This is a genomic window from Actinomyces sp. (genome assembly GCF_030524025.1).
In the GTDB taxonomy this organism is placed as follows: Bacteria; Actinomycetota; Actinomycetes; order Actinomycetales; family Actinomycetaceae; genus Actinomyces.
In genome coordinates, this window is sequence record NZ_JAUNHI010000001.1 from 88,438 (window position 1) to 103,154 (window position 14,717).

Annotated in this window: 9 protein-coding genes; 8 read left to right on the top strand and 1 reads right to left on the bottom strand. The window is 71.8% G+C overall.

Annotation, left to right across the window (positions count from 1 at the left end; translation table 11 throughout):
* The first annotated feature begins 3 nt into the window (after positions 1 to 3).
* The 8 genes from Q4C85_RS00405 (at position 4) to Q4C85_RS00440 (ending at position 12,719) form a co-directional block, all read left to right on the top strand.
* Positions 4 to 1,713 (top strand): glycosyltransferase, encoded by a 1,710-nt coding sequence (locus tag Q4C85_RS00405; RefSeq protein WP_303138410.1) that lies wholly within the window; start codon positions 4 to 6, stop codon positions 1,711 to 1,713.
* Positions 1,714 to 1,784: 71 nt separating this feature from the next.
* Positions 1,785 to 3,089: a nucleotide sugar dehydrogenase gene (locus tag Q4C85_RS00410; RefSeq protein ID WP_303138412.1), complete on the top strand. Its 1,305-nt coding sequence runs from the start codon at positions 1,785 to 1,787 to the stop codon at positions 3,087 to 3,089.
* A gap of 8 nt (positions 3,090 to 3,097) precedes the next feature.
* Positions 3,098 to 5,083, top strand: a complete 1,986-nt coding sequence (locus Q4C85_RS00415) for a DUF6541 family protein (protein WP_303138415.1) — start codon at positions 3,098 to 3,100, stop codon at positions 5,081 to 5,083.
* A 28-nt stretch (positions 5,084 to 5,111) separates the two neighbouring features.
* On the top strand, positions 5,112 to 7,034 hold the full coding sequence (locus Q4C85_RS00420; protein WP_303138417.1) for a DUF6541 family protein: 1,923 nt from the start codon (positions 5,112 to 5,114) through the stop codon (positions 7,032 to 7,034).
* Positions 7,035 to 7,087: 53 nt separating this feature from the next.
* On the top strand, positions 7,088 to 8,134 hold the full coding sequence (locus tag Q4C85_RS00425) for an XRE family transcriptional regulator (RefSeq protein ID WP_303138419.1): 1,047 nt from the start codon (positions 7,088 to 7,090) through the stop codon (positions 8,132 to 8,134).
* Positions 8,131 to 8,715 (top strand): hypothetical protein, encoded by a 585-nt coding sequence (locus Q4C85_RS00430; RefSeq protein ID WP_303138421.1) that lies wholly within the window; start codon positions 8,131 to 8,133, stop codon positions 8,713 to 8,715. The genes Q4C85_RS00425 and Q4C85_RS00430 overlap by 4 nt, the downstream gene beginning before the upstream one ends.
* 236 nt (positions 8,716 to 8,951) lie before the next feature.
* Positions 8,952 to 10,550, top strand: a complete 1,599-nt coding sequence (locus tag Q4C85_RS00435; protein WP_303138424.1) for a hypothetical protein — start codon at positions 8,952 to 8,954, stop codon at positions 10,548 to 10,550.
* A 240-nt stretch (positions 10,551 to 10,790) separates the two neighbouring features.
* Complete coding sequence (locus tag Q4C85_RS00440; protein WP_303138426.1) at positions 10,791 to 12,719, top strand: DUF6541 family protein; 1,929 nt, start codon at positions 10,791 to 10,793, stop codon at positions 12,717 to 12,719.
* A 726-nt stretch (positions 12,720 to 13,445) separates the two neighbouring features.
* Here Q4C85_RS00440 and rfbB read toward each other — a convergent pair.
* Positions 13,446 to 14,441 (bottom strand): dTDP-glucose 4,6-dehydratase, encoded by a 996-nt coding sequence (gene rfbB / locus Q4C85_RS00445; protein WP_303138429.1) that lies wholly within the window; start codon positions 14,439 to 14,441, stop codon positions 13,446 to 13,448.
* Positions 14,442 to 14,717 lie beyond the last annotated feature (276 nt).

The following is a 14,717-nucleotide window of genomic DNA, read 5'->3' on the forward strand; positions in this document are numbered from 1 at the left end:
AACATGCCTCGTTCGGCCACGGGAGTCATCGGTCTGCTCGCCCGGGCGGCCTCGTCGCCCACCGGGGAGAGGGCGCTGGTCGCCCTGACCCTCAGCCGCCTGACCCTGGCCCGCCGACGCGGCCGCGCCCTGGACGCCGCCCTTGAGGCCTCCCGTCGTGCCCGGTTCCTGTCCGACCGCGGCTCGACCGGCCGCGCCCACGGCCTGCTATCCGCCGCGGCCGCCCGGCTGACCGGGCCCGAGCAGGCGGTCCTGGCCGTCGAGGACGCCGCCGTCTCCCTGGACGCGGCCGAGGAGCCCCGCCGCTGGGGCCCCGCCCTCGAGGCCACCCTGGCGCTGGCGGACGCCTCCTGGCTGGCCGGCCAGGACCGCAGGACCGAGGAGCTCCTCGACGCCGTCCTGCGCCTGCTGTTCCACCCCGAGCTGCACTTCTCATCGTCCCCCTCGGCACTGGCGGAGGACCCCGTCGACCACCTCGGGGCGCTGCACGCCTCCCACGCCTGGGCTGCGCTCACCTCCCCCCACCGCGCCCCCGAGGGCGGTGGGTCGGCATCCGCTGAGGCTGCCGGGCCGGCCGAGTCGGCTGATCCCGGCGAGGACCGGCAAGACCCGCAGACGGGTGCGGACCGTCCCCGCAGGGTGCTGTTCGTCTCGATGACCAACTGGAACTTCGTGCGCGACATCGTCGCGGACTACCGCGCCGACCCCCGCTACGAGGTGCGCACCCTCGACCCGGGGGCCCCCGGGGTCCTGCCGACCCGCCCCTCCCGCCAGGGCCTGCTGGCCCAGCGGTTGCGCACCGCACGCGCCGGCGCACCTCCCCAGGTGCCCGAGCCCGTCGCGCAGGACCTGGCCTGGGCCGAGACCATCTTCGTGGAGTGGGGAGCCGCCGCCGCGGTGTGGGTGAGCCTCGTGCGCCCCTACCTGGCGCCGCGGGCGCGCCTCATCGTGCGCGTGCACTCCTTCGAGGCCTCCACGCCCTGGCCTCAGCTCGTCGACTGGTCGGCCGTCGACGTCCTGCTCACCGTCTCCCCGGCGATCAGCGCGCTCCTCGAGGAGAGCCTCGACCTGCCCCGGAGGCTGGAGCGGGTCACCCTGCCCAACCGCGCCGTGCTCACCGACTACCACCTGCCCAAGACCGACCGGGCACCCAGGACCATCGCCATGGTCGGGTGGGGCTCGGTGCGCAAGGACCCGGGCTGGACCCTCGACGTGCTCGACCTGCTGCGCCAGGACGACCCCTCGTGGCGGCTGCTGCTCATCGGGCCGGACTTCCCCGAGGCGACCGGGCTGACCGCCTCCCAGGCCCGCACCGCCGCCGAGGTCCACGCCCGCATCGAGCGGCTCGGGCAGGCCGTGACCATCACCGGCCAGACCGACGTCGTCGCCGAGCACCTGCGTGACGCGGCCGTCATCGTGTCCTCCTCCCGCCGGGAGGGGACCCACGAGGGCTTCATCCAGGGCGTCGCCTCCGGCGCCCTGCCCGTGTGCCGTGACTGGCCCGATGTCGCCGCCTGGGGCGGGCCCGGGGCGCTGTTCCCCACCGAGTGGGTGGTGCGCACCCCCGCAGAGGCGGTCGAGCGGATCCGTGTCCTGGCCGACGACCACGGCTACCGCGAGGCCCAGGCCCGCCTCGTGCTGGACCGCTGGGACTGGTCGGTCGTGCGCGGCTCCTACGACGCCCTGCTCGAGGGCCCGCGGGCCGAGGACTGAGCCCGTCCCAGACACGCCGGGGCGAGGCGGTACGCTGGAGCCCACCGGACACCGCTCACGAAGGAGCTCGTATGCGCATCGCCGTCGTCGCCTTGGGCAAGATCGGCCTGCCCCTGGCCGTCCAGTACGCCGAGAAGGGCCACGAGGTCGTCGGGGTGGACATCAACCCCGCCACCGTCGAGGCAGTCAACGCCGGGACCGAGCCCTTCCCCGGGGAGGCGCACCTGGCCGACAAGCTGGCGGCCCTCAGCCCGGCGACCGGCACGGGCGCCCTGCGTGCCACGACCGACTACGCCGAGGCGGTCCCCGGTGCCGACGCCGTCGTCCTGGTCGTCCCGCTTTTCGTCGACGACGCCACGTGGGAGCCCGACTTCACGTGGATGGACGCCGCGACCGCCTCCCTTGCCGAGCATCTGACGGAGGGCACGCTCGTGTCCTACGAGACCACCCTGCCCGTGGGCACGACCCGCAACCGCTGGAAGCCCATGATCGAGCGGATCTCCGGCCTGGCCGAGGGCACCGGCTTCCACCTCGTCTTCAGCCCCGAGCGCGTCCTGACCGGCAGGGTCTTCGCCGACCTGCGCCGCTACCCCAAGCTCGTCGGCGGCCTCAACGAGGCAGGCACGCGGGCGGGCATCGCCTTCTACGAGCAGGTCCTCGACTTCGACCCCCGCCCCGACCTTCCCCGCCCCAACGGCGTGTGGGACATGGGCACCGCCGAGGCCGCCGAGATGGCCAAGCTCGCCGAGACCACCTACCGTGACGTCAACATCGGTCTGGCCAACCAGTTCGCCGTCTACGCCGACAAGGCCGGCTTCGACATCGAGAAGGTGATCGAGGCCTGCAACTCCCAGCCCTACTCCCACATCCACCGCCCCGGCATCGCGGTGGGCGGCCACTGCATCCCGGTCTACCCGCGCCTGTACCTGTCGACCGACCCCGACGCCTCGGTGGTGCGCACGGCCCGGAGCTTCAACGCCACGATGCCCGACTACGTCGTCGCCCGCGCGGAGCAGATTATGGGGGACTTGACGGGCCTGCGGGTCGCGGTGCTCGGGGCCTCCTACCGGGGCGGGGTCAAGGAGACCGCCTTCTCCGGGGTGTTCCCCACCGTCACCGCCCTGCGCGCCAAGGGCGCGGAGGTCCTCGTCCAGGACCCCATGTACACCGACGCGGAGATCACCGCCTTCGGGTGGACGCCCTACCACCTCGGTGAGCAGGTCGACGTGGCGGTCGTCCAGGCCGACCACGCCGAGTACGCGGCCCTGACACCGGCCGACCTGCCCGGCATCCGGCTGCTGCTCGACGGGCGCCGTGCCACCGACCCCGCCCTGTGGGTCGGCACACCCCGTCTGACCATCGGCGGGGGCGAGTGACCCCAGCGGTGGCCCTCACGGCAGCGCTGGTCCTCCTCTCCATCCTTCTCGTCCCCGGCTACGTGCTGCTCAGAGGCCTGGGAGTCCTGCGCCTCCAGGCCCTGGCGGGCGCACCCGCCATCGCCGCCCTCGAGATGGGCGGGCTGGCGATCGTCTACCACTGGACGGGCCTGGCATGGACCCGCACGACGGTCCTGGCGGGCCTGGCCCTGCTCACCCTCGCCGCCCTCCCGCTGCGCCGCCTGACCATGCGGGGCCGGCAGACCGGCCCCCAGCCGCGGCCCTGGCCGCCGCTGCTCATCGCACTGGGCCTGGCCGCACTCGTCTCCGGCACGGCGTGGATGGTGGGGGCGCGGGACATCGATGCCGCCATGCAGGCCTCCGACGGCGTGTGGCACCTCAACGCCGCCGCCTACGTGCGCACCCTGCTCGACGCCTACCCGGTGGGGGCCCTGGCCCCCATGTACTGGGGCGAGATCCACTACTACCCGGTCTCCTGGCACTCGCTCGTCGCGATCCTGCCCGCGACCGTGCCCACGAGCGCCAACCTCGTCGCCCTGGTCGGCCTGGCACTCGTGTGGCCCCTGGGCTGCGCCTCCCTCCTGGCCGCGCTGTTCCCCGTGGGCAGGCGCACCGTGCTCGACGGCCTGCCGGTGCTTGCGGGGACCCTGGCGGCCACCGCGGCCACCGCCCCCTTCGTCATGATGACGACCCTGTGGCCCTACGGCTGGTCGGTGTGCCTGCTGCCCGGTGTCCTGGCCCTCATCGTCACGGCTCGCCGGGTGCCCGCCCTCTACCTGCGCCGGGGATCGCAGTCCCCCCGGGGCGGCGCGCTGGCCGCCGCCCTGGCGGCCATGGGACTGGTCTATGTCCATGGCGCGGCGGCCTTCAACCTGGCCGTCCTGGGCGCACCGGTCCTCCTCGTGGCCTCGCTGGAGGCCCTGCGGGGCTGGTGGAACCGCACCCCCCACTCCCGTCTCATGGTGCTGGCGGCGGGCGCGGTCGTCATCCTGCTCGTGGTCGTCGGGGCCCGCGTCTTCTGGGACCAGCTGTCGATGCTCCTGTCCTACAGCCGCTCGCGCGCCCTGGTCTCCACCGTCTTCGTCGAGGCGCTGCGCGACGACGTCATGATCTACCGCATCCCCGACGCAGGTGTCGGCTCGGCGCTCCTGACGATCATGGCGATGGCCGGTGTCGTCGTGTCGGTGCGCCGAGAGATCCACCGCTGGGCCGTGCTGGCCGCCGCCCTGGCGATGTTCCTGCTCGTGGCCTCGGTGTGGAGCGCCAGCCCCCTGCACATCCTGGCCACGCCCTGGTACGTGCAGAAGTCCCGCATCCTGCCGCTGCTCGAGATCCCGGTGCTCGTCCTGGCCGCCACCGCCCTGCGCGAGGCGATCATTCAGCTCCGCGCCCAGCGCGAGCGCACCGGGGCGAGCGGTGATCGCCGGTGGCGGCGGCCGGTCGCCGGCGCGCTGGCAGTGGTCGCGGGCGTCGTGCCGGTGGCCACCGCCGCCGTGCGGGCCCCGCTCCACGAACGGGTCGTGGCCTACGCCTACCAGCCCGAGGTGAGCGTGTGGCCGGTCATGCTCGCCCCCGGCGAGCGGGAGTTCCTGGAGTCCTCCGCCGAGCTCCTGCCCGAGGGGGCCATCATCCTGTCCGAGCCGACCAACGGCTCGGCCTACTACTGGTCCCTGACCGGCACGGAGGTCGTGTTCCCCAGCCTGAGGCGCAACTCCGAGCGCGACCGCCTCTACGTCTCGGAGCATGCCACGGAGATCCGCACCGACCCCGAGGTCTGCGCCGCGTTGGGGAGGCTGGGCGCGCACTACCTCTACCTCGACGCCGACCGCTCCGAGGGGCGCGTTCCCGCGGGCGGGGAGCGCGCCCGCTGGCGCAACTCCCTCAAGAACTTCCCCATCGGCGCGCTGCGGCTTGTGGCCACCGACGGCACCCACTCCCTGTGGCTCATCACCGCCTGCGGGTGGGAGGAGTGACCGGGGTGTCGACCCGGGCGGCGACACCGTGAACGGGTGGTGGGCGCTGCTCGCCGGCCTGGCGGTGGGCACGGCGCTCCTCCTCGCGCCGGGCTGGGCCCTGGGCCGCTCCTGGGGGCTGCGCGGCTGGGCGACCGTCGGTGCGGCGCTGCCGCTGAGCTGTCTGGCCATCGGCTCCGCCGAGCTTGCGGCCTCGGTACTCGGCCTGGCCTGGGTGCCCGGGGGATGGGTTGTCCTGGCCGCCGTCACCGTCGTGCTCAGCGCGCCCGCCCTGCTTCTGCGCGGCCGGTGGCCCGGGCTCGAGGCCGCCGGACCGTGTCCGGCGGTGGGTCCGGCGGTGGGCTGCGCGGCCGCGGTGGCCGGGGCCGGCCTGCTCCTGGGCATGGGAGCGCCGGACTCCCCAGTCCAGGCCTACGACGCGGTCTTCCACATCAACGGAGTCCAGGCCGTCCGGGAGTCGGGCAGCGCCTCACCGCTGGGGGGCCTGGCCCTGCTCTACCACGGCGCCTCCTCCTACTACCCGACCCTGTGGCACGGCACCGCCGCCCTCCTGCCGGGCACGCCGGTTGTGGCGACCAACGCCCTCATCGTGGTCCTCGGGGCGGTCTGCTGGCCGGTGGGCGTCGCCGCCCTCGGCGTCGAGGTGCTCGGCGGGCCCGGCTCGCCGCAGCTCGCGCACTGGGGGCGGGCCGTCGCGGTGACGACGGTGCTGGCCTCGGCCTGTGCGGCCCCCACGGTCCTGCTCACCTCGCTGGCGGTCTGGCCCTACGCCTTGTCCGTCCTGTGCCTGCCCGGCGTGCTCGTCCTGGCGGTGCGGCTGCTGCGCGCGAGCCCCGCAGTGCCGGCCCGGACCACCGGGGCCCGGCGCTCCGTGCTCCTCCTGGCGGGTGCCGCCGGGGGCGCGGTGGCCGCCCACGGCACGGGCCTGTTCAACCTTGCCGTGCTCTTGGGGCCGGCCGGGCTCCTCCTGGGGCTGCGCCGCCTGCGTGCCGACGGCCCCCCGGGACGGCGCGTGGCGGCCATCGGCGCGGTCGCGCTCCTGGTGACCGCCGCCGGGGCATGGCTCATGCGGGCGTCGCTGGCCTCCGTCCTCGGGTATTCGCGTCCGGGGGGTTCGGCCCTGGGGACCCTCGGCCAGGCCCTGCTCGACCTGCCCCAGTACGGCCCGCTGGCCTCCCGCGGCCTGCCCGCCGGCATCGTCCTGCTCGTTGTGGCGGTGATCGGGGCGCGGAGCCGGCAGGAGGGGACGCGCCTGTGGACGATGACCGCGCTGAGTGCCCTCCTGCTCGTCGTCCTGGTCGGCGGACCCCAGTGGTGGGGCAGGCAGGTCGGTTTCCCGTGGTACCTCCAGAAGTCCCGGATCGAGCCCCTCGTGCTCATCGCCGCCTTCCCCCTCGCCTTCGCCGGTTGCCGATGGCTGCTCGCGCACCGGCCGGGCCGACGCGCCGGCGCGGCCCTCCTCGCGGTGGCCCTGGCGGCGGCCGGTGCGAGGCTGCCCCTGACGGCCGCCCTGGGGGCCTCGGTCCACGACGCCGGGCGGATCGCCTACGGCACGCTCATCACCCCCGAGGAGGTCGACTTTTACGAGCGCGCCGGGCATGTCCTGCCCGCGGACGCCGTCGTCGTCGGCGCCCCGTCCCTGGGCACCTCCTACCTGTGGTCCCTGGGGGCGGTCCGGGTCGCCTACCCCATCCGGTCGGCACCTGCCTCAGGCACCGCCGAGGCCGAGCTGGCCGCATCCGCCCCCGACCTGCGACCCGGCAGCCGCACCTGCGAGCTCCTGTCCGACATCGGCGCCGAGTACTACCTGAGCGTGGACCGCCCGGCATCGGGCTACAGCGGGGCCCCACTGCGCTGGGACGCCGAGCTCGCGCACTGGCCCACCGACAGCATGGAGGTCGTTGCGACGAGCCCGACCGCCACGATCTGGCGGATCACCGCCTGCGGCTGACCGAGGCCGCCCCAGCCTTGAGTCAGCCGCCGGTGTGTGTGAAAATCACACACATGCCGATGGTTGCGGACGCCTCCGAACTCGGAGCACGGATCCGGGAGGTCCGGCTGGGCAGGGGCCTGGACCAGATCACGCTCGCCCGTGCCTGCGGGCTGGACCGGACTGCGTTGTCACGGGTGGAGTCGGGGGAACGCAAGGTCACGGCGCTGGAGCTGACACGGATCGCTCGTGCCCTCACGGTCTCGCTCATCGACCTCGTCAACCTTCCCGCCCCGGACGTTCGGGCAGCGCGACGCCCGGCGGTCGAGCAGGCCGACGGCTTCGAGCAGCACGCCTTCGCGGCCGATCTGGATCTGGACCGTGCGCTGCGAGACCTCGAGCAGCTCCGGGACATCGGCGGTCTTCGGCCGGTCGATCTCGACTTCGGTGGGTGTGGCCTTGACTCGGAGGATCAGGCACGCGTGCTGGCCAGACGCGTTCGCCGACATCTGGATGTCGGTAACGCTCCACTGGGCGACATCGCCGACGCCGCCGCGGACCTTGGCCTGTGGTGCCGGACCACGGAGGCGGAGGTTGACGGACGATCACTGACCCCCGAACCTGGATTCGGGGTTGCGGTTATCGGTGCCCACCTCGAGCCGGGCCGTCGCCGCACAACTGTCGCGCACGAGATCGGGCACCACTTGTCCGGCGATACCTACGAGTCGTCCGGGCACTACACGACATCGTCTGAGACCGAAAAAAGGATAGAGGCATTCGCCGCCGAGCTCCTGCTTCCTGAGAAGGTCCTCTTGGAGAACCCGGAACCACGACGAGATGATCTTATCGGCGTCGCGGCCGACTACCGAGTCTCCTGGCGGCTTGTTGTTACGACCGCGCGGCGGGTCGGGGTCGATCTCGGGCGGGCCGAGTCAGGAGTTACTCCTATCGACTCCGACTTCCTTCGCGTTAGGGGATGCCGGCCGCAGGAGGACATGGTGCCCCCAGGACTTCCCCCAGCATGGGTCAAGGCCTGTGTGCGCGCCTGGGAGGAGGGGCGTATCACGCGGCGTCGAGCTATCGAGATGACTCTCGGTGTACTCCAAGAGGATGACGGGTGAGTGAAGACACTTTCGTCTGGGACACGACGGGTCCCCTGCACGCCAGTAAGGTGGGTCACCTCGACTGGCTGCTCGATGCCGCGGGCCGTCAACGACGTCATGTGATCCCCTCCAAGGTGGCGGAGGAAATGGGGGGACACGGGTATCCCGCTGACGCCCAGCAACTTGACATCGAGGAGCTGGGGTTCGAGGACCTTCCGCTCCTTGTTCTGTGGCAGCAGCTGCTCGGCTCGGACGAGGGGGCGGGTATCAACGAGGGAGAGGCTTGGGTCGTCACCCTTGCTCAGCGGATGCGAGCGGTGGCGATTGTCGACGATGCTGAGGCGCTCAAGGTCATCCGAAGGACGGGCGCAGTCAACGTGTCTGGCGGTGCGCAATCGCAGGACGCGGTCACGGCGCACGGTGTCCTGTGGGCTATTTCCCGCGGAGTCGTGGAGAAGAGGGTGTCAGGTCCGAGTGCCTACTCCGGTTTGTGCGACAGGATGATGGCAGAGGAGGAGGGTCTGTCCGCCATCCGGTGGCCGTTCCGGCAGGGTGGATATCCGAGATGGTATAAGGCGAACGAGAAAGATCTCGTCTGACGCTTGTCTCCGTATCCTCCGGCGTCGTGGCGGCCCGGTATCCGCAGGGGTGTCGAGCCGCATGCTCCAGGCGCCAGCTGTGGCGGCGCAGATCGGTGGACAATCGTGACCAGGTGAGGGCTGACGGGACCGGCCTGTGCCGGTAGCGTGTCCCACCGACACCACGAGTCACATCAGCCACAGGAGTTGGGGTGCGCCTCGTTTCGCACCCGTTGCCTCCGATGAAAGGGACGCCGATGCATCATCGCTCCCCACAGGTCGTCCTGCCTGTTCTGGCCGCCCTGGCCGCATGCCTCCTCACGCTCCTGGTCCCGGCGAGCACCCCGGCCCCGGCGGCCGCCGCCGAGGCGTGCGCCGCCTCCGACCGCTGCTCCTTCTACCTGGCCAACTCCTGGCGCTCAGGCGGTGCGGACATCGCCTTCGCCGTTGGAGGCACGAGCGCCACCGCGCTCATGGGCGACTGGGACGGCGACGGCACCGACACCGCAGGCCTGCGCCGGACCAACGCCTTCACCCTCCTGAGCGCCAACCGCACCTGCGCACCGGCCGCCGGCCTGGCCTACGGGCGCGCCTGGGACACCGTCCTCGTGGGCGACTGGGACGGCAACGGCACCGACACCCCCGCCGTCCGCCGGGCCAACGTCTACCACTTGAGCAACACCCTGGCGGGCGGGGCGGCGGACAGCGTCGTGGGCTACGGGCGGGCCGCTGACGAGGTCTTCGTGGGGGACTGGGACGGCGACGGCACCGACACCCTCGCGCTGCGCCGCGGCAACGTCTTCTACCTCAAGAACTCGCTGGCCTCAGGCCAGGCCGACGTCGTCTTCGGCTACGGGCGTGCAGGCGACGAGATCCTCGTGGGGGACTGGGACGGCAACGGCACCGACACCCTGGCCGTGCGCCGGAGCTCGCAGTGGCACATCCGCAACGACCTGCGCTCGGGCCCCGCCCAGCAGGTGGTCGCCTACGGGCGCGCGAGCGACACGGCGCTCGTGGGGGACTGGGACGGAGACGGCACCGACAGCCCCGGCGTCTACCGCGGCACCCGGGCCGAGACAGTCTGCCAGACGGGCTCCACCGCCCCGAGCACCACTCCGAGCGCGGCTCCGGCGCCCACCGGGGGGTCACGTCCCAGCACCTCCTTCATGGCCGGCACGATCATCTCCGACGCGGAGTTCTTCAACGCGGGAGCGATGAGCCTCGAGCAGGTCCGCGCCTTCCTGACCGAGAAGAACCCCGGCTGCACACCGGCGGCCGACGGGACCGCCTGTCTCAAGGACTACCGGATGACGACGCCGACACTGACCTCCTCCTTCTGCGCCACCTACCGGGGCGCGCCCGGGGAGGACGCGGCCAGCATCATCTCGAAGGCGGCCACGGCCTGCGGGGTCAACCCCCGGGTCCTGCTCGTCATCCTCCAGAAAGAGCAGGGCCTGGTCGCCGCCAGTGGCTCGGCCCTCACCCCGGCCCGGTACTCCAAGGCGATGGGGTTCCGCTGCCCAGACGGGTCCCCCTGCGACCCGACCTACGCGGGGCTGGCCTCCCAGATCTACTACGCCGCCTCACGGCTCGTGCAGTACGGCGCCCAGCCCGCCTCCTTCCGCTTCCGTGCCGGAGGCACCTATGACATCGCCTACCACCCCACGGCCTCCTGCGGCTCATCGTCGGTCACGATCACGAACCGGGCCACCGCGGCGCTGTACAACTACACCCCCTACCAGCCCAACGCCGCGGACCTGGCCAACATGCAGGGTACGGGGGACGCCTGCTCGAGCTACGGGAACCGCAACTTCTGGCGCTACTACCGGCTCTGGTTCGGCTCGACCGGGGTGTGAGTCCTCCTGCCGTGACGCAGGCGACCATGAATCTGTCGACGACGGTCGACCAGAGGCTCGATGTTCCCGAATATCGTCGCTGGCACGTGGGTTTCCAGTGCTAACAAGTGGTATCGTGTCCCAGTCGCAACGCGGCATTCCTCGGTGCAATTGGCCGAGCGCTTAGCATGCGAGTGCGCGCCCGGAAATGACGGGAATGCGCGTACTCCCCGGTGAGCGTTCCCGAAAGGCCCCTTCCCGATGACTTTATGGATCGGAACCCTCGCGATGTGTGTCGTCTTCCTGGTCCTCCTCGTCCTACCCGGGGCGAGTGTGGTCGCCGCCCTGACCGCCCGCCCCGGCGTGGTCCTGGGCGCTGGTCCTCTCGTCACGGTGCTCCTGACGGCCGTCGTCACGCTCGTCATGCCCCTGGTCGGCCTGCCGTGGACCTCGGTGACCGGCGCGGCGGTGCTCGCCTGCGCCTGCGCCGTCTACCCCCTCCGCCGTCTAATGGCGGCCCGGCGCTCCGGTCCGCGGCACCGCGCCCCGAGCTGGGCGGGGCTGGGGGACGTGGCGCGCACCGCCTCGTCCTGTGTGGCCGCGGCCCTGCCCGCCGCAGCCCTCCAGGTCGGCGTGCTTATGCATTCGATGGGCCGGCCCTACGCGATCCTGCAGAACCACGACGCGATGTTCCACCTCAACCTCATCGAGGAGATCCGGCGCACGGGGGACGCCTCAACGATCACCGCCGCGACCTCGCTCAACGGGGGCCGCTTCTACTCGGCGACCTTCCACGCCCTGACCGCGATCCTTCCCGACGCGATCAGCACCCCGCTGGCCTTCAACATCGCGCTCGTGACGATCGGCGCCCTCCTGCTGCCCTTCCTCACCGCCCTGCTGCTGCGCGAGCTGGGCCAGCCCTGGTGGGTGTGCGTACTCGGCCCGGTCGCCGCCATGGCGACGATGTGGGCGCCCGCGCTCCTCCTGTACTTCCACAGCCACGCCGCCGCTGGCCTGGCGATCGTGCTGGCGCCCGGCGCCCTGGCCGCCCTGACCGCCGCCCGAGAGGGCTCGGGCTCCCGGCGCGCGGCCCCGTGGATCGTCGCGCTCCTGGCCGTGGCCGCCCTGACCGCCGCCCACCCCGGCGGAGGGCAGTGGATCCTCATCGTCCTGTGCGTGCTCGGCGCGACCGAGGCACTCCGGGCCGCCGCCGCGCAGTGGGCCCACAGCCGCCGCCGCGCGGGACGAGCAGTGCTGGGCGCCGTCGTCCTCCTCGTCCCTGTGGCCCTCATGCCGCTCGTGCCCGTCCTGCGGGAGATGGCCGCCTTCCCCCGGGTGCCGACGACCCTGGGCCACGGTCTGGCGCAGGCCCTCCTCCTGGCACCGATCGAGGCCTCGCCGACCACCTACCTCCCGCTGGTCGTCCTGGCGGGCGCCGGTATCGTGTCGCTGCTGCGCGGCGGCGCCTGGCACCTGCCCCTGGTCTGGCTGACCGGCGCCCTGCTCGTCGTGCTCATCTCGGTGCCCACCGGCCCCTGGTCGGCGCTCGTGGGCGGCTTCTGGGGCGACGACAGCCGCTACCTCGCCCTCGAAAGCGTCATGGTCGGCGTGCTCGCGGCCATCGGTTGCCGTGCGATCCTCGACCCGGTCCTGCGATGGGTGCGGGAGCGTCCCGGGCGCCGCCTACCGGCCGCGGTCGCCCCGGTGCTCCTCGTGGGCCTCGTCCTGGGCGGCCTGCTCGTCGGCAACGAGCGGTGGATCACCCGGGGCTACCAGGACAGTGCCCTGGTCCACCCCGCCTGGGTCTCCGACGCCGAGATGGACCTCATCGTCACCGACCCCGCCGACCTGTTCGATGATGCGGTCGTCTACGGCGTACCGACCTCGGGAGCAGGACTGGTCCCCGTCCTCTCGGAGGGGTCGAGCCTGTTCCGCCTCGACGGGAGCGTCGCGGGCGGGGCCGAGCGCTACCTCGCCGCCGCCTTCAGCGCCATCCAGTCGGATCCCGAGGTCTGCCGCGTCATCCGCGATGAAGGAGGAACACCGCTGTACTACGAGGATGCGAGCCTCCCCCAGGACACCTTCGCGTCCCGCTACCCCGGTTTCACCGAAGTCGACACGAGCGAGGGCTTCGAGCTCGTCGCCGTGCTCGACACCGCGATCATTTGGCGGATCACCGCCTGCGACTGAGCCCCGGACCCACCCCTTCACCGAGATCGGGACTAATGGCACCTCGAGATCGGTACATATGACACGGCCGAGCGCCTGGTGAGAAAGGCTCAGCAGTCGTCGGAGGATCTCGGCGGGGAAGAATCTGTGTGATGCCACGGGTCTTCGTCGGATCAGCGGTGGGTCCGGGTGATCGTGGTCCACAGTGACGCCGTTCGTCCTCCGACGGTCCTGTTGCTCCCCGGACAGCCCGCTGGGCGGTCGCCACCCGGGCATGCTCGGGTCTGCTCTGACGGGCACGGCCACCGGCCTGGGGGGCCCGTCGTGTCCGGTACGGGCCCGCCTGCCGACAGTGGCGCGGGCCGTTTGCACACCCTCGACCTCGACGAGCCGGACGAGCGCGTCGAAGCCACCCAGCCCCACGTTGTCCTGCGCCTGGCTCGATCCGCGACACAGCACATACCTCAGGACGCTCCTGCACCCCGCCGTGCCATTTGTACCGATCTCGAGGTGTCATATGTCCCGATCTCGAGGTGCCATATGTCCCGATCTCGGCGAGGGAGAGGGTCCTGGACCTGTGACGCCGACCTCGGACCCGAGCCACCCAGCCCGCGTCCCCCCTTGGACTGGCTCATCGAGGGCAGGGGTGCCAGAAGCACGAGGACGGCCGGTCCGTTGATCGACATGATCAACGGACCGGCCGTGCTCAGCAGTGGTGGAGTGAACGACCGCGCCGGGGCCGCGTCGTCACTGCCCCTGGGCGGCGTACTTGGCCTCGACCTCCGCCTTGAGTGGGCGCCACCAGGACTCATTGTCGCGGTACCAGTCGATGGTGGCCTGGAGCCCGGAGCGGAAGTCGGTGAACCGCGGGGACCAGCCCAGCTCGGTGACGAGCTTGGTGTTGTCGATGGCGTAGCGCATGTCGTGGCCGGGACGGTCGGCCACGTGCTCGTAGTCGTCGGGCTCGCGCCCCATGAGCTCGAGGATGAGCTCGACGACCTCCTTGTTGTTCTTCTCGCCGTCGGCGCCGATGAGGTAGGTCTCCCCGATCCTGCCCTTCTCGATGATGTCCCACACGGCGTCGTTGTGGTCCAGCACGTGGATCCAGTCGCGCACGTTCTCCCCGGCGCCGTACAGCCGTGGGCGCACCCCGTCGATGAGGTTCGTGATCTGGCGGGGGATGAACTTCTCGATGTGCTGGTAGGGGCCGTAGTTGTTCGAGCAGTTCGAGATCGTCGCCTCGACGCCGAAGGACCGCACCCAGGCGCGCACGAGCAGGTCGGAGCCGGCCTTGGAGGCCGAGTACGGCGAGGAGGGGTTGTACGGGGTCGAGGGCGTGAACTTCGCCGGGTCGTCGAGCTCGAGGTCGCCGTAGACCTCGTCGGTGGACACGTGGTGGAAGCGCACCTGGTGGCGGCGCACCGCCTCCAGGAGGGTGAAGGTGCCCACGAGGTTGGTCCGCACGAAGGGGGAGGGGGCCCGCAGGGAGTTGTCGTTGTGGGACTCGGCGGCGAAGTGGACGACGACATCGGCCTGCGCGACCAGCGGGTCGACGGTGTCGGCGTCGGCGATGTCACCCACGACGAGCTGGACCCGGTCACCGAGGTCGGCCAGGGATCCCTTGTTGCCGGCGTAGGTGAGCTTGTCGAGGACGGTCACCGTCGCGTCGGGGTGGCGCACAAGGGTCTGGTGGACGAAGTTGGCGCCGATGAAGCCGGCGCCGCCGGTGATGAGGACGTTCATATGGAGGCTCCATGGGTGGTGGTCGGTGGTCGGTCAGGCGCGATGCGGCCGTTGTACCGCCGACATCATGCCACAGGGCCTCCTGTGCCGGCCCGGCCCGGGAGGCCCGCCGGTGCGGTCCGGAGCCGGATGACACGGGTGTCATTTCGTGAGCCTGGTCAAAGCGGACCCCGTCGGGCGGCGCCGAGGGGTACTGTTCCCAACGTTCACATTCGTCACACACGCATCACTGGGCCCAGGTGTTGCGTGTCTCTTGTTCCGTGCCCTTCCGAAAGG